Below are 19,266 nucleotides of genomic sequence, written 5' to 3'. Positions count from 1 at the left end.
AGATCCTATGTTTCAAAAAGCATTATGGGTGCATACCTACAAACAAAGTAAATATATTGTTTGGCTATTTTGGTTAGTAAGTTTTTATGTACTATCATATAAATACTATTTAGCAGCTGCCGAGCAATTAAAATATTTTCATAAACATAATGAATGGAAATATATATACCGATATAATTATCAACTTTCACTTCCCGATGCTATTATGGTTCAAGGAGGACTCCTTATTATATTAGCCTGTATTCTTATTGGATGGGAACGTCAAAATCAATCAAGTGACATTTTATGGTCTATGCCATTTAAACGAACACATCTCTTCATAACGAAATGGCTTTTTGGTGTGTGTAATATTGTAGCTATCGTTATACTAAATTGGGGACTTTTTGCTATTATGAAAAAGACAACCTTTCATAATAAGTATCAAATATTTTCACCATTTCATACTTACTTCTTATACATGGTTATTATCTTAATTGCTATATATACACTTGCATTATGCATAGGAACAATTGCTGGTAATATGATTTCACAAGGATTTTTCAGTGTTGCTATACTTGGATTCCCTTTTATTTTGCCGACTCTAATTGCCGGGACTATTTCTATTCATACGGTTGGACTTATTTCCAATCATCCCGTCTATACGGAGGAAAATGTAGATCGTTACGGTTCAGTAATAGAAAAAGTGAGTATTTTAGCGCCTGTTCGCGGATTCAATATTAATTTTAATTACGATCCTCAACGTGCTTATACTGATCAACAAGGCGTACGTCATAATGAACCTAATTTTACGTACATTCCTTCAGCAACAAAACTTATTGGTCCAATCGCAAATATACTTATTTTATTACCTTTAGGAATGTACTTATATACAAGATCACCTAATGAACAAAACGGAAACTTCCTATTATATCCAAAACTCAAAACACTATGTATGATATGTTGTGTAATCTTTATTGGAATGTTTGGAGGAATGGCAGCGGGAGGAAGTCATTCTATCGTAAATTATTATATTGGTTTTATAGGGACCAGTACGATAGTCTACCTACTATTATCTCGCTTATTAAAATTCAAATTTTCTTGGCGTGTGAAATAACCTCCTTTTAAAGGAGGTTATTTCACATTCTCTCTCCTATCCCCATACACCATCTCTTCTTTCATCCCAAATCCATCACCATTTTGCACAATTTGCTCTGTCGGTGCAACTACACTTTCAGCAATTTTCCATTCCCCACGCTCTTTTACGAATACTTGTAGAAAATAGTTCATGCCATCTAATTGATATGCATTTTCTTTTTTTACATTATAGTGAATCGCAATGTAGTACACTTGAATATTTTCTTTTCCTATTTTTGATACGTATTGCGATAGTCTCGGTATATAGAGTGCTGCTTTCTGAAAAGATAGTTGCTTCGCTTTAACAAGCGATGAACTTGTTACATTACGTAATGTGTCCTGATTACGAATATTATCGCTATGGTGGAATAATACTGCGTTTTGCATAGAACGAACCCATAATTTCGAATATAAGACTGTATTATCATTTTCAATGTACTTCACTTCTTTTCGCACCACTTGGATAGGCGTATTTGCGTACGTGAATGTTTGAAAACAGAAAAAACCACCAAATAAAATGGTAAGTGCAGCAATATATTTCATAATCTTTCCTCCGATCTTTTAATTAAAGTATCGGAGTTTCAAAATATTTTTATTCAAAAGAAAAAGGATAGGAATGCTTTCGCTTCCTATCCTCATTTATTATAATACGCGGCCAAATAGTTCTAAGACCATTTCTATTTCTTGGTCGCTCCAACCTTTAAATCTCTCTTTATAATATTCTTTACGCACAGCTTCAAGTTTTTCAGTTACTTCTCTTCCGTGCTCTGTAATTTCTAAGTACACGATTCGACGATCTGAATTAGAACGTTTTCTTTCTACTAATCCTTTTCGTACGAGACGATCTGTAACAGCTGTAATATGACTGGAGGTTACGTTTACTTCACTCGCAATTTGCGAAGCCATCTGTGGACTCTTTAAAAATAACGCACGTAATACAGAAAATTCATTATATGGCATATGTTCTGCAAAACGTGTATTAATATCATTTTGTAATAAACGTATCATTTTTCGAAATGATGCAGATAAATCTAAAATCAGTGTTTCTCTTTTTTCGTTCAATAGCCTCGTCCCTTTTTTATCATATTTACACATATTATAATCTATAAATACCTATGTTGTATATGCTTTCTTTCCTCAACATTCTCATTTATGTAACTTTTTTCATATAAATTTCTTTTTTGTTCACACATATACATATAAAAAGGATGGTGATGGAAAATGCAGGGTGGAATGAATCCTTATTTACACAACGTACGCACAGCTAATACTGGTAAAGAAGCTACTATTACTGTACAAGGGGAAGGCGTCGTTAAAGCAAAACCGAATGTTGTTATATTAACGCTTGGCATTCGAACAGATGATAAAAATGTAAAACAGGCTCAAGAAGAAAACGCAGTGCAATCCAAACAATTGCTGGATGCACTTAAACAGCTTGGTATTGCCGATAAAGATATAGAAACGATTTCTTATACGATCACTCCTCAATACGAATATGTAAATGATAAAGCATTGCTACAAGGATACCGCGTGGAGCATTTGTATGAAATTACCGTTTTAAATGTACAAAAAGCTGGGGAAGTATATGATATAGCCGTTTCAAATGGTGCAAATGTAGCAAAAGGTTTACGTTTCCGAGTATCTCATCCAAATAAATATTATGAGCAAGCTCTCATTCAAGCTCTGCACCAAGCAGTAGAAAAAGCTCGTGCTATTGCGAGTACATATAATTTAAATATTAATCCTGTTCCCCTCTCATTCGTTGAAGAATCTGCCCAATTACCAAGGGAGGTTACGTCTTATGCTACTTTACATGCACAAGCAGCCCCGCCTATTCAATCGGGTGAATTAGAAATCATTTCATCCATACGGGCTATTTTTACGTATTTATAACGAATTCTCTTTACAAGTAAACGTTATCATTTTACTTGTTGTAAAAACATGATGTTCTGATATAATAAAGAACGGTGAGCTCTTACAAAAGAGATATCACGGGTGGGAGAGGGATATGAAAAAGAAGGTTTAACATGAAAGGAATACTTGAAAGAACATTTAAATTAGGTTTACACGAAACATCACCAAAACAAGAAGTTTTAGCTGGAGTTACGTCATTTTTCACAATCGTATATATTATGATTGTAAATGCGTCAATCTTATCAGATGCTGGCATTCCTCTTGAAGCTGGAATTTTAGCAACTGTTTTTAGTTCATTTGTCGGATGTCTACTCATGGCATTTTGGGCAAATGCACCTGCTATTCTTGTCCCAGGTATGGGTGTAAATGCATTCTTCACGTACACAGCTGTGCATACGCTTGGACTAACTTGGCAAGAAGCATTGGCTGCTGTCTTTATCTCTGGTATTATTTTTGCAATTGCCGCTTTTACACCAATCGCTCGCGTGCTATCAGTATCAATTCCAAAGTCATTAAAGGAAGCGATTACTGTCGGCATCGGATTATTTTTAGCGTTTATCGGATTGCAAAAAGGTGGTTTAGTCGTTTCGAACCCAAATACTGCTGTGGCAATGGGGAAATTAAGTAATTCTGTCGTTCTTGCGACATTACTTACTCTTATCATTGCACTTGTATTATTTATTCGTAACGTACGTGGAAACTTTTTATGGACGATTGCAATAGGAACTGGTATCGCATGGTTATTTGGTCTTGTGGATACGAGTCAAGTGGGAAATAGTTCATTCTCATTCGCTAATTACGGTGATGTGTTTGGAGCTATGTCATTTGGGAAACTTTCTTCCTTACCGTTTTGGATTGCAACATTCTCCTTAAGCATGGTGCTTATTTTTGAGAACATGGGACTTCTGCACGGTTTATTAGAAGATGACCGTAAATTCCCACGTGCTTACCAAGCCAATGCAATTTCAGCAATGACATGTGGTCTATTTGGCACAAGCCCTACCGTATCAACAGTAGAAAGTGCCGCAGGTATTACTGCAGGCGGAAAGACAGGTCTGACGTCTATCGTTACTGGGTTGCTATTCTTTGCATCACTGTTTGCTCTTCCATTTGTCAAATTAATTCCTGATAGTGCCATTGCACCAATCTTAATTATTATTGGCGGGCTGATGATTACAAGCATCCAACAAATTCCTCTGAATGACTTTTCAGAAGGATTTCCAGCATTCTTAATTATCGTTATGATCCCGCTCACATATAGTATCGCTGATGGCATTGCGTTCGGATTTATCGCTTACCCTATCTTAAAAGTTGCTCTTGGAAAGCGTAAAGAAGTCGCACCATCTATGTATATCATTACATGCTTATTCTTAGCTATGTTTGTATTACATGCTATTGGTTAAAAAAACACCGAGGAAATCCTCGGTGTTTTTTTACTTAAACCATCCTTTTTTATAAAACCAGGCCATCATTCCGCCGCCAATTAGTGCCATGATAAGTAGACAAATAAAATAACTATATTGTCCACCAAGCTCTGGCATATGCGTAAAGTTCATTCCATATACTCCCGCAATAAATGTTAATGGCATGAAAATAGTCGAGAATACAGTTAATGTTTTCATAATGTTATTCATATGATGTGAGTTTAATGAAAAATAACTATCCCGAATATCTGCTGTTAACTCCCGACTTGCCTCAATCATTTCTGTTAGTTTAAGCAAATGATCATGTATATCTTTAAAGTAAATTTCATGATCGCTTATACCATAAAAACGAGTCGAATTTAAAATACGATATAATAAATCACGCATTGGAATGATTGTACGCCTTAGCTTTGATAAATCTGCACGTATATCAAATACCTCTTCTAATACGCTTCCTGCTGTCTCCCCGGTTAAATTATCATCAATTGCATTTAAATGATCCTCAATGTAATATACAGGCGCAAAATAGTCATCTACAATTTGGTCAATAATTGTATGAGCTACGTGTAAAGGACTATTTTTAATACGCTTCTTTTCTCCAAGTGTTTTCCATACTCTTTCGATTGCATTGTTATGAGAAAAGTGGAAAGAAACAATATAACGATCACTAATAAATAAATCGATTTCGTGCGGTTCTAGTCCATCTTCCCCAAATGCATGAAGAACTAAAAAGTTATATCCATCATAAAAATCAACTTTTGGCCTCTGTACGTATTCTATACAGTCTTCAATTGCAAGGGGATGGAACTTAAAATGGTCTTGCAGAATATATGTATACTCTTCTTTCGTTGGCTTATATAAATCTAGCCAATACCATACAATATGGTCTTTCTTTGTTTCTTCTAGAGAAACATCATATAATACTTCATCTGTTTTTGTTACTGCACAAATTCTAATCATAATTTCACCCATTATTATTATAAACAAAAAATAGTAAAAAAAGCCAAGGAGAAACCTCCTCAGCTTTTTTTATTACTTCGTTACGATACCGTGTACTAAAGTTGGTGCATCTACGTGTTCTTTAGAGATCTTCATGTTCTCATAAATTTTCGCTTTTACATCTTCAACATTTTCGCGGTTTGCGTAAATTGTAACGAGAGATTCACCTTGCTTCACGCTATCGCCTACTTTTTTGCGCAGCATTAGACCAACTGCTAAATCAATTTCAGACTCTTTCGTTGCACGTCCTGCTCCTAAAAGCATTGCTGCTGTTCCGATTTCGTCTGCAACGATTTCTGATACATATCCGTCTTCTTTCGCTTCCACTTCAATTTTAAATTGTGCTTGTGGCAATTTAGAAGGGTCATCAACAACAGATGCGTCACCGCCTTGCGCTGATAAGAACGTTTTAAATGATTCTAGCGCTTTTCCGTTGTTCATTACTTCAATTAGCTTTTCACGTGCATCTTCTAAAGATGAAGCTTGTCCAGCAAGGTACACCATTTGACTTCCAAGTGTTAAACATAGCTCTTCTAAATCTTTCGGCCCTTTACCTTGTAATGTATCAATTGCTTCTTGAACTTCTAATGCGTTACCGATAGCTTCACCGAGTGGTTGACTCATATCAGAAATAACTGCCATCGTATTACGACCAACGTTATTACCGATACGTACCATTGCTTCTGCTAAACGTTTTGCATCTTCATCCGTTTTCATAAATGCACCTGCTCCAGTTTTTACATCAAGAACAATTGCATCTGCACCAGCAGCAATTTTTTTACTCATAATCGAACTTGCAATAAGCGGAATTGAGTTTACTGTTGCTGTTACATCACGAAGTGCATATAGCTTTTTATCAGCAGGTGTTAAGTTACCACTTTGGCCGATAACAGCGATTTTGTTTTCATTTACAAGACGCATGAATTCATCGTTTTCAATTTCCACATGGAATCCTGGGACTGCTTCTAATTTATCTATTGTACCACCAGTATGTCCTAAACCGCGTCCAGACATTTTCGCTACTGGTACATCTAAAGCAGCTACTAATGGACCTAATACAAGTGTCGTTGTATCACCAACACCACCTGTTGAATGCTTATCTACTTTTACACCTTCAATAGCCGATAAGTCGATTGTATCACCGCTATTTACCATTGCCATCGTTAAATCAGCACGCTCTTGATCGTTCATATCTTGGAAGAAAATTGCCATTGCAAGTGAACTTACTTGATAATCAGGAATATCACCATTCGTATATCCTTCAACAATAAAGTTAATTTCTTCTGTCGTTAATGCATGTCCGTCACGTTTTTTTGCAATTAGGTCCACCATTCTCATTGTGAAGTCACCCCTTCATTTGTTTTACGATTGCTTTTACTAATGCTAAGAAGTTAGCTTTAACACGTTCTGTCGTTTCAATTACTTCATCGTGATGAAGTGGTTGATCTAAAATACCAGCTGCCATATTTGAAATACAAGAAATACCTAATACTTTCATACCAGCATGACGCGCTACAATTACTTCAGGTACTGTTGACATACCAACTGCATCTCCGCCAAGTGTACGAAGCATACGAATTTCAGCAGGTGTTTCATATACAGGACCTGTCATTCCCACGTATACACCTTCTTGTACTTTAATATTTAAGTCTGCTGCAACTTGTTTCGCCATTTCGCGAAGTTCTACTGTATATGATGTAGACATATCAGGGAAACGTACGCCCATTTCAGAATCATTCGGTCCGATTAATGGATTCGTACCCATGAAGTTAATGTGGTCTGAAATTAACATAAGATCGCCTGGCTCAAATGATGTATTTACACCACCAGCTGCGTTTGTTACAACTACTGTTTCTACACCTAGTTCTTTCATAACACGAACTGGGAATGTTACTTTTTGCATGTCGTATCCTTCATAGAAGTGGAAACGTCCTTGCATTGCTACTACTGTTACACCTTGAAGTGTACCAAATACTAGTTGACCTGCATGGCCTTCTACAGTTGATACTGGGAATTCAGGGATTTCACTGTACGGTACTGTTACTGCGTTCTCAATTTCGTCTGCTAATACACCTAGTCCTGATCCAAGGATTAGTCCTACTTGTGGTGTCTCTTGAAATTTCTCTTTTAAGTATGAAGCTGATTTTGTAATAAGTTCACGATTCATTTGTTTATCCCCCTATTTCTTTAGCTCATTTAAGAAGCTTGTTCCGTATTCTGGCATTTTCACACCGAAGTTTTCTGCTACTGTTGCACCAATATCAGCAAATGTTTGACGAAGTGGTAACTCTTGTCCGCCTTCTTTCATGCTTGGGCTATATGCTAATAATGGTACATATTCACGTGTATGGTCAGTACCAGGGTGAATTGGATCATTACCGTGGTCTGCTGTAATTAATAATAGATCATCTTCTTTTAGTTTTGCGAATACTTCTGGAAGACGTGCATCATATTCTTGCAGAGCTTCTCCGTATCCTTGTGGATCACGGCGGTGGCCGAATAATGCATCAAAGTCAACTAAGTTTAAGAAGCTAAGACCTGTAAAGTCCATATTTAATGTATCTACAAGCTTATCCATTCCATCCATGTTAGACTTCGTACGAAGTGATTCCGTTACCCCTTCGCCATCATAAATATCAGAGATTTTACCGATAGCAATTACATCGTAGTCACTATCTTTTAATTCGTTCATTACTGTACGGCCGAATGGTTTTAATGCATAGTCATGACGATTTGGTGTACGTGTAAAGTTTCCAGGTTCACCAACGAATGGACGAGCAATAACACGACCTACCATGTATTTCTCATCTAATGTTAATTCACGTGCAATTTTACAGATTTTATATAACTCATCAAGTGGCACTACTTCTTCGTGTGCTGCAATTTGCAATACGCTATCAGCAGAAGTATAAACGATTAAAGAACCTGTTTCCATTTGCTCTTGACCAAGTTCATCAAGAATCTCAGTTCCAGAAGCTGGCTTATTACCGATAATTTTACGGCCTGTTTTTTCTTCTAATTCATCAAGTAATTCTTTCGGGAATCCTTCCGGGAACACTTGGAATGGTGTATCAATGTAAAGGCCCATGATTTCCCAGTGACCTGTCATTGTATCTTTACCAGTAGATTTCTCTTGCATTTTTGTGTAATATCCAAGTGGTTTCTCTACTTTAGAGATACCTTTCATTTCTCGAATGTTACCAAGACCTAATTTCACCATGTTAGGCATTTGTAACCCATTCATATGTTCAGCAATGTGACCAATTGTGTCAGATCCTAAATCACCAAATTGCTCAGCATCTGGTGCTTCACCGATTCCCACAGAGTCCATTACGACTAGGAATATACGTTTATATTTATTCATAACTGCGACCTCCTATAAGTTCAGTTCTACTTCTTGTAGTATGTTCAAAACGCTATAAAGTGAAACTGTTATCCAAAAGAATTCTCATTGTCAAACAGTACTTCTTTAAATCATTTTCTAACCTATTTCGTTTACTTGAAACGATTCAAAAACATTTCTAGTTTTTTCTAAGTCAGATGTCAGACATCTGATACTGATATCATAACATGTTTACGCTTTCTTTTTAATACATTTTCGTAGAATTTCTCATTTTCTTCACACTTCTATTGTAATCCATTCTGCAACGAAGTGCTAATTTTTTTATGATTTATTTCTTCATAAAAAATAAAAAGTAGCTCTAAAGAGCTACTTTTTATTTTACTTCTATTGTTTCCTCTTTATGTTCATGCAATTCGCCTTTTCTTACATGTACTTTCACTTTGTAAGCACCGTTCTCTTTGAAAGTATGTTTCGTTTCATACTCTCCTTTATTCCCTTCTTTCGCTGGAATAAATTCGTGTTTTTCAACACCATCTTTCCAAATCTCTAGTTGTACTTCAGCACCAGTTAGGGCTTCTTCTTTTTGTTTTAAATGAACTTTCATTGTAGATTCAGCATTTGCCTTTATGTCTCCAGCCATAAGATGGATCATTGTGTCACTTTTATGATCTCCATGTCCTGCACTGTGATCACTATTTTCTTTTTTCGCATCTTCTACTTTCGCATTTCCTACAGCAACTTTCACTTCTGGCATAACGTGCATTTCACGTGCATTTGTGTGAGCGATAATATGGTATACTCCATCCGTTTCGAATGTTTTCTCTACTGCATAAACACCTTTTCCTTTATGCTTACCATCTAACATCTCGTGCTTTTCGTCGCCATCTTTCCAAATTTCAAACTTTACATCATCGGCATCCGTTACTTTTTCTTTCCCTTGTGTAACAAGTGCTTGTACTTCTGTTTTTTCACCTGGTTTAATTTCTTTCGGATTTGTTTGGACTGCTACTTTTACAGCTTCAAGTTTCTGTTCTTTTTTCGGTTCTTCTTTGTTTGTATTACAGCCAGTCAACGCTAGCATCGCGATAAATAAAGTTATAATCAGTTTTTTCATCATCATTTCCTCCTTTATACTTTATTTAGTATAGAGGAAATACATTGTAATATTCCAGTCTTCTGCTGAAAACAATATACGAAATGTTTGTGAAGTTTCTGTGAAACTGTCTTTCCCTCTTAATCTATGAAAAAAAGAGCATAGTAACTATGCTCTCGGATGAAACTGTTTATATACATCTTTTAATCTAGTTTTTGAAACGTGCGTATAGATTTGCGTCGTTGAAATATCTGCATGTCCAAGCATTTCTTGTACAGCACGTAAATCTGCTCCATTTTCTAATAAGTGCGTAGCAAACGAATGACGCAACGTATGAGGTGTAAGCTCTTTTTCAATGTTTGCTTCTTTCGCTAATCGTTTTAATATTTTCCAAAATCCTTGTCTTGATAATCGATTACCATGATGGTTTAAAAAGAGTGCATCTACTACTTTTTTCCCCATTAATTCTCTTCTTCCTTTTTCAATATACTTTTGAATCGCTTCCGTTGCTAAACTTCCTAGTGGAATAATTCTTTCTTTATTCCCTTTCCCTATGCAACGAACAAATCCCATCGTTAAATGTACATCTTCTAAATTGAGTGCAATCAATTCTGAAACACGAAGTCCTGTCGCATACAGTAACTCTAGCATCGCCTTATCACGAATACCAAAAGCACTTGTCATTTTTGGTGTTTGAAGTAACGCCTCTACTTCATCAACTGATAATACTTTTGGTAATTTCCGTTCCCCTTGTGGCGTTTCAATATGTACGGATGGGTCGTGTTCTACCGCTCGTTCACGAAGTAAAAATTGGTGGAACGAACGAATTGATGCGATATGACGCGCCAATGTTTTCGAAGATTTTCCGTTCTCTTTTAAATACTGCAAAAAGTTAACAATGTGTAAACGGGTCACTTCATGAAAAGTTTTCGTCTGTTCCACATTTTGCAAATACTTTACGTAGCTTTTTAAATCCCGTTCATACGATACTACTGTATTCTTTGCTAATCCTTTTTCGACAACCATATAATGAATAAAATCTTTTAATTGATCTTCCACTCTACACTACTCCCCATTTTCATAGAAAAACATCATTCTATTTACGAAAGCATCCTTTGCCGGTTCTTCATTCCCTGATACTTTTTCTACAGTCTCTTCTTTAGGTTTTTCATAACGATGATAGCTTTCATATTCTTCATTTATCCATAGTATAGCGAAATAAAACAAAATCGTACAACTTGTAAATAATAAAAATACTTTTATTCCATCAAAAGTTAATTTTAAAGCTCGGCGCATTGTAAATTCCTCCAAAATATAAGTTATTACAACATATGCCAAGCTTTCACCAATTTATACCTTATTCAAATAAAAAACCTCTTCCTAGATAAATAGGAAAAGGTTATTTTTCATCCGTTTCATTTTCTTGACAATTTTTACAAATCCCATGGAATGTTAAACGATGATCTTTCACCTTAAAGCTCCAGTCTCGTTCTACTTTCCTTTCCACTTCACCAAGTAAATCTTCTTGTATTTCTTGTACAGCACCACATTGTGTACAAATCAAATGATGGTGGAAACGCTGCGCACCTTCTTGGCGTAAGTCATAGCGTGAAACACCGTCTCCGAAGTTAATCTTATCGACAACTTTTAACTCAGATAATAGTTCTAAAGTTCGATAGACGGTTGCTAATCCGATCTCTGGCGACTTTTCTTTTACAAGGAGGTAAACATCTTCTGCGCTTAAATGATCTTCTTCATTTTCTAGCAGCACACGAACTGTTGCTTCACGTTGCGGTGTTAATTTGTAGCTCGCTGCATGTAATTGCTTCTTAATTCGTTCAATTCTTTCTTCCATTCGGTACTACTCCCTCCTCGCCACTCTTACACCATTATATCAGAAGAAGGGCTTCTGTCAAAAGAAAAAACAATAAAAACAAATTGATAATTATTCTCAAAAAGTATTTATTTTTTATTAATAGCCTCAACGACTTCTTTCATTAAAACTGGTGATGCGTAAGCCTCCACACTAGAAGCAAGTGCTAACACCACTCCAATTACGAGAAAGAAGCATGTATAACGGATTAATAATGGTAATAGTGGCTCGGTTATTTTTCTAATAAATTGATGCCTAATCATCCGTAAAGAAAAACTTGCAGCAATGGTTGTCATAACGAGAAAGACTGGAATGATAATTAAATTTTGTGGCAAAACAGATACAAATGCTAATAATAGTCCATTCCATCCATGCTGACTTACTAAAAAACCAACTGTAAATCCAACGACAACTCCTTTTACAAATAATAAAATAAAAATAAGTGGTAATCCAATAATTGAAATTCCTAAAATCCAAATAAATCCGATGTATTTTAATTGCGAAAAGTAACTTTCTCGAAACATTTCGCCCGCAATGGCAAATTCTCCTTTAGAGACTTGTCCAAAAAAACGTTGTAAATAAAATGATAAATCTTGTTTTTGATTGATTTGTAAACTATTCACGAGAATGGCTCCGAATATTACTCCCATCAATAATAAAACAGCGTTAAATATATATAATGAAGAGTTTTCCTGTATGTGAGACATTACACGGTCTTGCCAATTTTTTCGCCACATTTTTCTTCCCTCCGTTCACACTCTTATTAAAAATGTATGAAAGAAAGAAAAAAGTATGACGAATTAACATTGAAATTCCGCTCTACTTTGCTAAACTAAAAAGTAGAGAATAGGAGGGATTTCTCTTGAAACCATTATTATTAGATTTTCCAACATTATTTCAAACTGAACGCTTGCAAGTTCGTAAACCATTTCCAGGTGATGGTGCAGAAGTATATGAAGCAATCCAAGCTTCTCTAGAAGACTTAGTACCGTGGATACCAATTAACGCTGAAACAGAAGAGAGTGCTGAAGAAATTGTTCGCGAAGCTCACGGACAGTTTTTACTTCGTGAAACACTTGATTTTCACTTATACGATAAAGTATCTGGTACATTCATCGGAGCAATTACACTAAAGCCTGAAAACTGGGATATTCCAAAGTTTTCACTTCACTTCTGGCTACATAGTGCCTATACAAAACAAGGCTATATGACCGAAGCTGTTAAAGGTGCAATTCAGTTCGCCTTTGATAAACTAGGCGCTAGAAGAATTGAAATTCGTACTGATGCAACAAATATAAATGCATGTAGCTTAGCAGAACGTCTAGAATTCATTCTAGAAGGGACAATGGAAAATGATTTCCTAGCACCAGATGGTAGCTTACGTGATGCACGTGTATATGCAAAAATCAATTAAAAAACACTCGCCTTTGGCGAGTGTTTATTTTTGTAGTTGTAAATATTGTACTGCAAACATCGTCTTCGCATCATGAATACGAAGATCTTTCATAAGAGTAATCGCTTCTTCTAACGATACTTCCATTAATTCCACAAACTCATCTTCATCTAACTCAGCTTTATTTTCTTTTCTTGTCAAACCTGTCGCTTTATATACATATAAAATTTCATCTGCGAATCCTGGAGATGTATAGAAAGAAGTAATGAGCTCCATATTTTCACATACATATCCTGTTTCCTCTTCTAATTCACGAACTGCTGTTACCTCAGGTTTTTCACCAGGTTCTAACTTGCCAGCCGGAATTTCTATAATCGCCTTTTCAAGTGCTTTACGATACTGCTCAACAAGCACAATTTTCCCCTCATCAGTAATAGCAATAATAGCAACTGCACCAGGGTGATTTACAATTTCACGTTTACTCATTGCTCCATTTGGTAATACTACATCATCAACACGAACTTTTATAACTCTACCATCAAAAATTGGCTCAGTTTTTACTGTTCTCTCTGCAAGATTACTCATACTACTTCATCTCCCTGTTCTATTTCCTATTCTTTCCTCATACATTTTACCACATTGAAAGGAGCGTGATAGAAATGAAAGTTTATATTTTACCAAATCGCGTCACTTTAGTCGGAAAAGCATGGCAAATTCGCCATAAGCTAAAGCAATATAGCAAAGAGTATACAACTGTACAAGAGTGGATTACAGCAAATAAAGTGAAACATTAATCATGCTTTTACGGGCAGTTAATGCGAAGCGGAAAGTAAACGTTTGTCAACCTCTTTTCCCTCTCGTACAATAAAGGTAAGGAGGTTGACCTATGAAAAAACGTCAATTAGGAAACTCAGATTTGTTTGTTACAGAAATGGGCCTTGGCTGTATGTCTCTCGGTACATCTGAAACAGAAGCTATGCATATTATCGATGAAGCGATCGATTTAGGAATTAATTTTTTTGATACAGCAGATTTATATGATTACGGATTAAATGAAGAATTTGTTGGAAAAGCCTTGAAGGGAAGAAGAGACCAAATTGTACTTACAACGAAGGTTGGAAATCGTTGGACAGAAGAAAAAAATGGCTGGTCTTGGGATCCTTCTAAAGCTTACATAAAGACTGAAGTAAAGGAAAGTTTACGTAGACTTCAAACTGATTATATTGACCTTTACCAACTTCATGGCGGAACAATTGAAGATCCAATAGATGAAACAATTGAAGCTTTTGAAGAATTGAAAAAGGAAGGTATTATTCGCCATTACGGTATTTCTTCTATACGCCCAAATGTCGTTCGTGAATATGCAAAACGCTCAAACATCGTTAGTGTACTAATGGAATATAACCTTTTAAATCGTCGTCCAGAAGAATGGTTCCCCCTTCTAAATGAACACCAAATTAGCGTCATTGCCCGCGGGCCACTTGCAAAAGGAATTTTAACTGACAATAATGCAAGAAAGATAGAAAGAGTAAAGGAAAAGGATTATCTCTCTTATTCTTACGATGAATTACATGCAACTCTAGCAAGTGTAAAAGAAATAATTGGAGAACGCTCTTTAACAGGAACAGCTATTCAATATTGCTTACATAATAAGACTGTTGCAGCTATTATACCTGGTGCAAGCTCTCTTCAACAATTACAGGAAAATATACGAGCTAGTCAACAGTTACCTTTAACGAAAGAAGAATATATACAACTTCAAAAGATTGTTAAATATGACACATATGCTTTGCATCGTTAAAAATATCGAATTACCGATAAAACAGAAGACTGTCTCCAGTATTAGGAGACAGTCTTTTTTATAACGTATCATATTTATCAGGATTCGTTCCTACATGTAAATCACGATTCAACGTGTTAATTTGACGTATCTCTTCTTCAGTTAGTGCAAAATCAAAAATAGTAAAGTTTTCTTTAATACGAGATGGTGTAACAGATTTAGGAATTGTAACAATCCCGCTTTGAATATCCCACCTTAATATAACTTGTGCAGGTGTTTTTTCATATTTGTTAGCAATAGCCTGAATGATTGGATGCTGGAATACTTCTCCGCCCCTCATTAACGGACTCCATGCTTCCATTTGAATTTGCTCATCTTGACAATAATTTCGCAACTCAAATTGCGTCAACATCGGATGAAGTTCCACTTGGTTTACCATCGGCTTCACTTTGCAATTTGGTAATAATAGTTCTAAATGATGTTTATGAAAATTAGAAACACCAATCGCACGCACTTTACCTTCTTCATACAATTTCTCTAAAGCTCGGTACGTATCAACATACTTCCCTCTTACCGGCCAATGTATTAAATATAAATCTACATAGTCCATTTGTAATTTTTTCAAGCTCTTTTCAAACGCCTCGAGTGTCTCCTCATATCCTTGATCGTCGTTCCATACTTTTGTTGTAATAAATATATCTTCTCTTGGAATTCCTGATTCACGTATCGCCTCTCCGACACCGCTTTCATTTTCATATACAGTTGCTGTATCAATCGAACGGTATCCAACTTCTAACGCTGTTTTTACTGCTTGCTTTACTTCGTCTCCTTCTTTCGCTTTATATACGCCTAGACCAATCATCGGCATTTTCACGCCATTATGAAGTGTAGTTGTTGGAATATGCACAGTCGTCTCCCTTTCATTGTTACATTTTTTATAAGCCACAATTTTATTTCAACAAGATTCATCCCAAAAGTCAAAACATACGTACAGTTTACATAACACTTTTATATAGCTAAAAAATAGCGTGAACTCATTCATTCACGTTATTTTTTCTCCATTCTTTCGCTTTTTCATCCACATTGCGCACAAACTCATTTTTTCCTTCCGTATATAACGCGCCATCATATGTATACTTTTCGGCTAATTCTTTCTTTAAGGTTGCATATGCCTCTGCTTCTTCACAATGAGCCATCATATAATCACGAAATGCTAAATGCCTTACTATCTCTGGATTTCCTTTTTCAAACACGTGTAAATGATACGAGCGTTTTTCTTCAGTTCCATGAATAAAATATCGGCGTCTTGAAATACCATTTTCCCCTTTTACGATGTAACCAAGCTCTATAAATCGTTCATTCCACCCATCTACTCTTTCGATATTTTCTACTTCCATGATCATATCAATGATAGGTTTAGCTGCCAGTCCGGGAACTGACGTACTTCCAATATGATGAATTTTTACCGTTTCTGGCATCGCTGATTTTAATCTTTTAGCCTCCATTTGAAATTTTTCACTCCAATGGTTTTCATGTGGAACAACGACAATTTTTCTCATTCTAACTCCCCTTTTCTTACAAGCTCGTCAAAAAATGATCAGTGGTATTTCACTGATCATTTTTTTATTATTTAAAGTCTTTCCAAGTAAGGTTACTTTCACTTAGCAGTTCTTCAAATGATTTATTCTTTTCACGTTCTTTTTGTTCTTGGCGCTTTCTTTCCAGTTCAGCTGCCTCTTTTTCCTCTTCCCTCACTTGCAACTCTTTCTTCTTACTCTTTAATTGTTGCATGAGTGAATCATTTAATTGATCGCCTAATGTAAGTGTTTCTTTCTTTGGTTGATTCACTTGTGATTGTCTTTGCATTTGTCTTTGTTTCTTTTTCTTCATGCTACTCACCTTTTACTTTTTTCTCCATTATAGTAGATACACAATGAAATCGACAATAAAAAAGGGTCTTTACTCTATTATTCACTTTTTGTAAATATGTTAATTTTTCGAAAAGACTAAATTTTTATGTAGCTATAATCCTATGAATCTATTAAAATTATGTCGTATGATGTCAGATTATAAAAAAGGAGAATTATATTATGTGGAAAAAAATTATTCCTGCCGTTGCTGTTTTAAGCACCATTACTTTTTCAAGCGTATTTGCCGCTCCCCCATCTCAGAATCCAGCTGAACAAAACCGCTACATAGACGTACAAATGCTTGGTATTAATGATCTCCATGGACAACTAGATACTGTTAAAAAAATCAATAATAAAGAAGCTGGTGGCGCTGATTACTTAGCTACTTATTTAAAAGAACATAAAAAACAAAACCCTAATACACTTCTCGTACATGCTGGTGATATCGTCGGAGCTAGTCCACCAGTTTCAGCATTATTACAAGATGAACCGACGATTGAATTTTTAAATGACTTAAAATTTGATGTCGGTACAATCGGGAACCATGAATTTGATGAAGGCATTGATGAAATGAAACGCCTCATTTACGGTGGATATCATGAAAAAACAGGAAATTTCAAAGGGGCTAACTTCCCCTATGTAGCTGCTAATTTCTATAACAAATCAACTGGCCGCTTATTTTTACCACCATTTACTGTAAAAATGGTAGATGGTGTTCCTGTAGGATTCATTGGGGTTGTTACAACTGATACACCAAATGTTGTTATGCCTACGATGCTTAACAATGTACAAATTACTGATGAAGTAGAAGCAATTAATAAATCAACACAACAATTAAAACGCCTCGGCGTTAAATCTATCGTCGTTCTTGCTCATGTCGGTGGAACAACCGATGAGTCTGGGGTAACAAATGGCGACCTTACTCGAATTGCAAATGAAACAGACCCAGAAGTTGATGTTATCTTCGGTGGACATAGTCATACGTATGTAAATGGTACAGTAAATAATAAACTAATTGTCCAAGCAAATTCATACGGAATGGCTTTCTCAGACGTCGATGTAACAATTGATCGTAAAACAAAGGATATTGTAAAGAAAAAAGCTGAAGTTGTTACAACGTATCATGAAGGTGTAGAACCTGATAAACAAGTAAAGAAAAAACTAGATCAATATAAAGAAAAAATCGCACCACTTGTAAATGAAGTGGTCGGAAAATCTACAGCACCTATCGACCGTAAACAAAATGATGCTGGTGAGTCCACTCTTGGAAATTTAGTTGCCGATGCTCAGCGTCAAACGATGCAAACTCAAATCTCCCTCATGAATCCTGGTGGCATTCGTAATGACTTAGATGCTGGTGATATTACGTGGGGTGAGTTATACGGCATTCAACCTTTTGGAAATCAATTGATTAAAGTAAATTTAACAGGTCAAGACATTCGCGATATTTTAAATCAGCAATGGCAAAAGGGAACAACAAGAATGCTTCAAATTTCAGGTATTCAATATACGTGGGATGCAAATAAACCAAACGGTGAAAAAGTTACAAATATACGTTTAACAAACGGAGAAGAATTATCTCCATCTACAACGTATAGCGTAGTTGCAAATGCCTTCTTAGCTTCTGGCGGTGATGGATTCGTATCATTTAAAAATGGTAAAAATGCAGAAACTGGGCCAAACGACTTTGAAGCGTTAGTCAATTACGTAAAACAATTAAAAGAACCAATTCAGCCAGTTATTGATGGAAGAATTCAAAAAGTAAATTAAGTGTTTCTCTAATAATAAATTTCATTTTTCACGCATAAAGGATTTGTACTGATCCTCTATTTTATACGTAATATACATCATAAAAAGGATACTCGTTCTTCTAATGAACACAGTATCCTTTTCTTTAGTTATCAAAATGTGATGTTTTGTCAACTTCATATTGCTGTAAAAATTGTTGCAACGCCTCTTCTACAAGTTTAGATTTTTGAATTCCTTTCGATTCTGATATAAGGTCCAATCTTGCTAATATTTCTGTATTAATAGAAAAGGTCCGTCTCTTTTTCTCTGTACTTTTACTCACAATTGGTGCAATTACTTCTTCTCTTTTTCTTAATAACTCATAAATGCTTTGTAATTGCTCATAAATTAATAATTGATAATCTGTTTTCTCATATTGAAGGGCGGTCGCTTCTTGGAGTTGTAAGTGACGTGGTTCTTCTCCATCTCCTACAAAAATACGTTTCTTCTGCTCTCCATCATATTCGTATCCAATCAATCTTAATTTCTTCGATAATGTATACGGGCTTATTTCAAGACGTTTTGCTATAATAGCGATGGATTCACGTCTATTTAAACCATCTATAATTTCTCCAATCGTCACAATTTCCCTCCTCCCGTGTTGAAATGACACTAGTATGGTATGTTACAATGATT

General features: G+C 35.6%; 23 protein-coding genes. 7 read left to right on the top strand and 16 right to left on the bottom strand.

Annotated elements, in window-relative coordinates; genetic code table 11:
* Positions 1 to 7 precede the first annotated feature (7 nt).
* Positions 8 to 1,093 (top strand): acetoin ABC transporter permease, encoded by a 1,086-nt coding sequence (locus tag HMAS_RS04105; RefSeq protein WP_088867905.1) that lies wholly within the window; start codon positions 8 to 10, stop codon positions 1,091 to 1,093.
* A gap of 17 nt (positions 1,094 to 1,110) precedes the next feature.
* Here the strand turns inward: HMAS_RS04105 and HMAS_RS04100 are convergent, their stop codons facing one another.
* Together HMAS_RS04100 and HMAS_RS04095 are read right to left on the bottom strand one after the other, a co-directional pair.
* On the bottom strand, positions 1,111 to 1,656 hold the full coding sequence (locus HMAS_RS04100; protein ID WP_025709110.1) for a hypothetical protein: 546 nt from the start codon (positions 1,654 to 1,656) through the stop codon (positions 1,111 to 1,113).
* 99 nt (positions 1,657 to 1,755) lie between these two features.
* A complete protein-coding gene (locus HMAS_RS04095; protein WP_001003305.1) occupies positions 1,756 to 2,175 on the bottom strand; it encodes a MarR family winged helix-turn-helix transcriptional regulator in 420 nt (139 codons plus the stop codon).
* A 159-nt stretch (positions 2,176 to 2,334) separates the two neighbouring features.
* Between HMAS_RS04095 and HMAS_RS04090 the strand changes: the two genes are divergently transcribed.
* Together HMAS_RS04090 and HMAS_RS04085 are read left to right on the top strand one after the other, a co-directional pair.
* Complete coding sequence (locus tag HMAS_RS04090; RefSeq protein ID WP_001161448.1) at positions 2,335 to 3,006, top strand: SIMPL domain-containing protein; 672 nt, start codon at positions 2,335 to 2,337, stop codon at positions 3,004 to 3,006.
* Positions 3,007 to 3,140: 134 nt separating this feature from the next.
* Complete coding sequence (locus HMAS_RS04085) at positions 3,141 to 4,430, top strand: NCS2 family permease (RefSeq protein WP_116344704.1); 1,290 nt, start codon at positions 3,141 to 3,143, stop codon at positions 4,428 to 4,430.
* Between the two features lie 30 nt (positions 4,431 to 4,460).
* Here the strand turns inward: HMAS_RS04085 and corA are convergent, their stop codons facing one another.
* The 9 genes from corA to spoIIM all read right to left on the bottom strand — a co-directional run bounded on the left by corA (position 4,461) and on the right by spoIIM (position 12,466).
* Positions 4,461 to 5,423 (bottom strand): magnesium/cobalt transporter CorA, encoded by a 963-nt coding sequence (gene corA / locus HMAS_RS04080; protein ID WP_002000765.1) that lies wholly within the window; start codon positions 5,421 to 5,423, stop codon positions 4,461 to 4,463.
* A gap of 60 nt (positions 5,424 to 5,483) precedes the next feature.
* Entirely contained in the window at positions 5,484 to 6,788 is a 1,305-nt protein-coding gene (locus HMAS_RS04075) for a pyrimidine-nucleoside phosphorylase (RefSeq protein ID WP_001243069.1), read from the bottom strand.
* A gap of 7 nt (positions 6,789 to 6,795) precedes the next feature.
* On the bottom strand, positions 6,796 to 7,617 hold the full coding sequence (locus HMAS_RS04070) for a purine-nucleoside phosphorylase (protein WP_001078446.1): 822 nt from the start codon (positions 7,615 to 7,617) through the stop codon (positions 6,796 to 6,798).
* A 12-nt stretch (positions 7,618 to 7,629) separates the two neighbouring features.
* Positions 7,630 to 8,814: a phosphopentomutase gene (gene deoB / locus HMAS_RS04065; RefSeq protein WP_001046079.1), complete on the bottom strand. Its 1,185-nt coding sequence runs from the start codon at positions 8,812 to 8,814 to the stop codon at positions 7,630 to 7,632.
* A gap of 352 nt (positions 8,815 to 9,166) precedes the next feature.
* On the bottom strand, positions 9,167 to 9,907 hold the full coding sequence (locus HMAS_RS04060) for a FixH family protein (RefSeq protein ID WP_000733461.1): 741 nt from the start codon (positions 9,905 to 9,907) through the stop codon (positions 9,167 to 9,169).
* Between the two features lie 147 nt (positions 9,908 to 10,054).
* Positions 10,055 to 10,945, bottom strand: coding sequence for a site-specific tyrosine recombinase XerD (gene xerD / locus HMAS_RS04055; RefSeq protein ID WP_000390088.1), 891 nt, complete (start codon positions 10,943 to 10,945; stop codon positions 10,055 to 10,057).
* Between the two features lie 6 nt (positions 10,946 to 10,951).
* Entirely contained in the window at positions 10,952 to 11,182 is a 231-nt protein-coding gene (locus HMAS_RS04050) for a YqzK family protein (protein WP_001250432.1), read from the bottom strand.
* A gap of 103 nt (positions 11,183 to 11,285) precedes the next feature.
* On the bottom strand, positions 11,286 to 11,741 hold the full coding sequence (locus HMAS_RS04045) for a Fur family transcriptional regulator (protein ID WP_000392657.1): 456 nt from the start codon (positions 11,739 to 11,741) through the stop codon (positions 11,286 to 11,288).
* Positions 11,742 to 11,848: 107 nt separating this feature from the next.
* Positions 11,849 to 12,466, bottom strand: a complete 618-nt coding sequence (gene spoIIM / locus HMAS_RS04040; protein WP_013142149.1) for a stage II sporulation protein M — start codon at positions 12,464 to 12,466, stop codon at positions 11,849 to 11,851.
* A gap of 155 nt (positions 12,467 to 12,621) precedes the next feature.
* Here spoIIM and HMAS_RS04035 point away from each other — a divergent pair, with 155 nt between their 5' ends.
* Complete coding sequence (locus HMAS_RS04035; protein ID WP_000803479.1) at positions 12,622 to 13,173, top strand: GNAT family N-acetyltransferase; 552 nt, start codon at positions 12,622 to 12,624, stop codon at positions 13,171 to 13,173.
* Positions 13,174 to 13,197: 24 nt separating this feature from the next.
* Here HMAS_RS04035 and HMAS_RS04030 read toward each other — a convergent pair whose 3' ends face one another.
* Positions 13,198 to 13,737 carry an NUDIX hydrolase gene (locus tag HMAS_RS04030; RefSeq protein ID WP_000067042.1) on the bottom strand — a complete coding sequence of 180 codons (540 nt, stop codon included), beginning with the start codon at positions 13,735 to 13,737 and terminating at the stop codon, positions 13,198 to 13,200.
* 74 nt (positions 13,738 to 13,811) lie between these two features.
* Here HMAS_RS04030 and mciZ point away from each other — a divergent pair, with 74 nt between their 5' ends.
* Together mciZ and HMAS_RS04020 are read left to right on the top strand one after the other, a co-directional pair.
* A complete protein-coding gene (mciZ, locus tag HMAS_RS04025; protein WP_000870302.1) occupies positions 13,812 to 13,946 on the top strand; it encodes a Z-ring formation inhibitor MciZ in 135 nt (44 codons plus the stop codon).
* 92 nt (positions 13,947 to 14,038) lie between these two features.
* Positions 14,039 to 14,953, top strand: a complete 915-nt coding sequence (locus HMAS_RS04020) for an aldo/keto reductase (RefSeq protein ID WP_044307304.1) — start codon at positions 14,039 to 14,041, stop codon at positions 14,951 to 14,953.
* A 58-nt stretch (positions 14,954 to 15,011) separates the two neighbouring features.
* Here the strand turns inward: HMAS_RS04020 and HMAS_RS04015 are convergent, their stop codons facing one another.
* The 3 genes from HMAS_RS04015 to HMAS_RS04005 all read right to left on the bottom strand — a co-directional run bounded on the left by HMAS_RS04015 (position 15,012) and on the right by HMAS_RS04005 (position 16,822).
* Positions 15,012 to 15,839 carry an aldo/keto reductase gene (locus tag HMAS_RS04015; protein WP_000547992.1) on the bottom strand — a complete coding sequence of 276 codons (828 nt, stop codon included), beginning with the start codon at positions 15,837 to 15,839 and terminating at the stop codon, positions 15,012 to 15,014.
* A 127-nt stretch (positions 15,840 to 15,966) separates the two neighbouring features.
* Positions 15,967 to 16,491: a GrpB family protein gene (locus HMAS_RS04010; RefSeq protein WP_001227186.1), complete on the bottom strand. Its 525-nt coding sequence runs from the start codon at positions 16,489 to 16,491 to the stop codon at positions 15,967 to 15,969.
* Positions 16,492 to 16,558: 67 nt separating this feature from the next.
* Positions 16,559 to 16,822 (bottom strand): YqkE family protein, encoded by a 264-nt coding sequence (locus HMAS_RS04005; protein ID WP_000727561.1) that lies wholly within the window; start codon positions 16,820 to 16,822, stop codon positions 16,559 to 16,561.
* 200 nt (positions 16,823 to 17,022) lie between these two features.
* Here HMAS_RS04005 and HMAS_RS04000 point away from each other — a divergent pair, with 200 nt between their 5' ends.
* Positions 17,023 to 18,612 (top strand): bifunctional metallophosphatase/5'-nucleotidase, encoded by a 1,590-nt coding sequence (locus tag HMAS_RS04000; protein WP_000265553.1) that lies wholly within the window; start codon positions 17,023 to 17,025, stop codon positions 18,610 to 18,612.
* Between the two features lie 124 nt (positions 18,613 to 18,736).
* Here the strand turns inward: HMAS_RS04000 and HMAS_RS03995 are convergent, their stop codons facing one another.
* Complete coding sequence (locus HMAS_RS03995) at positions 18,737 to 19,213, bottom strand: ribbon-helix-helix domain-containing protein (RefSeq protein ID WP_000151931.1); 477 nt, start codon at positions 19,211 to 19,213, stop codon at positions 18,737 to 18,739.
* Positions 19,214 to 19,266 lie beyond the last annotated feature (53 nt).

The sequence above is a fragment of the Bacillus sp. HMA207 genome (assembly GCF_003402455.1).
Taxonomy (GTDB): domain Bacteria; phylum Bacillota; class Bacilli; order Bacillales; family Bacillaceae_G; genus Bacillus_A; species Bacillus_A cereus.
Note: the sequence above shows the minus strand (reverse complement) of the source record. Positions and strands in the feature narration are given on the sequence as shown.

Bases quoted from the DNA above. Each gene is read 5' to 3' on its own strand.
- HMAS_RS04060 (WP_000733461.1), bottom strand. From the start codon at position 9,907: ATGAAAAAACTGATTATAACTTTATTTATCGCGATGCTAGCGTTGACT.
- corA (WP_002000765.1), bottom strand. From the start codon at position 5,423: ATGGGTGAAATTATGATTAGAATTTGTGCAGTAACAAAAACAGATGAA.
- HMAS_RS04030 (WP_000067042.1), bottom strand. From the start codon at position 13,737: ATGAGTAATCTTGCAGAGAGAACAGTAAAAACTGAGCCAATTTTTGAT.
- HMAS_RS04005 (WP_000727561.1), bottom strand. From the start codon at position 16,822: ATGAAGAAAAAGAAACAAAGACAAATGCAAAGACAATCACAAGTGAAT.
- HMAS_RS04020 (WP_044307304.1), top strand. From the start codon at position 14,039: ATGAAAAAACGTCAATTAGGAAACTCAGATTTGTTTGTTACAGAAATG.
- HMAS_RS04045 (WP_000392657.1), bottom strand. From the start codon at position 11,741: ATGGAAGAAAGAATTGAACGAATTAAGAAGCAATTACATGCAGCGAGC.
- HMAS_RS04100 (WP_025709110.1), bottom strand. From the start codon at position 1,656: ATGAAATATATTGCTGCACTTACCATTTTATTTGGTGGTTTTTTCTGT.
- HMAS_RS04085 (WP_116344704.1), top strand. From the start codon at position 3,141: ATGAAAGGAATACTTGAAAGAACATTTAAATTAGGTTTACACGAAACA.
- HMAS_RS04010 (WP_001227186.1), bottom strand. From the start codon at position 16,491: ATGAGAAAAATTGTCGTTGTTCCACATGAAAACCATTGGAGTGAAAAA.
- HMAS_RS04000 (WP_000265553.1), top strand. From the start codon at position 17,023: ATGTGGAAAAAAATTATTCCTGCCGTTGCTGTTTTAAGCACCATTACT.
- HMAS_RS04050 (WP_001250432.1), bottom strand. From the start codon at position 11,182: ATGCGCCGAGCTTTAAAATTAACTTTTGATGGAATAAAAGTATTTTTA.
- HMAS_RS04075 (WP_001243069.1), bottom strand. From the start codon at position 6,788: ATGAGAATGGTGGACCTAATTGCAAAAAAACGTGACGGACATGCATTA.
- HMAS_RS04105 (WP_088867905.1), top strand. From the start codon at position 8: ATGTTTCAAAAAGCATTATGGGTGCATACCTACAAACAAAGTAAATAT.
- deoB (WP_001046079.1), bottom strand. From the start codon at position 8,814: ATGAATAAATATAAACGTATATTCCTAGTCGTAATGGACTCTGTGGGA.
- mciZ (WP_000870302.1), top strand. From the start codon at position 13,812: ATGAAAGTTTATATTTTACCAAATCGCGTCACTTTAGTCGGAAAAGCA.
- HMAS_RS04070 (WP_001078446.1), bottom strand. From the start codon at position 7,617: ATGAATCGTGAACTTATTACAAAATCAGCTTCATACTTAAAAGAGAAA.
- spoIIM (WP_013142149.1), bottom strand. From the start codon at position 12,466: ATGTCTCACATACAGGAAAACTCTTCATTATATATATTTAACGCTGTT.
- HMAS_RS04090 (WP_001161448.1), top strand. From the start codon at position 2,335: ATGCAGGGTGGAATGAATCCTTATTTACACAACGTACGCACAGCTAAT.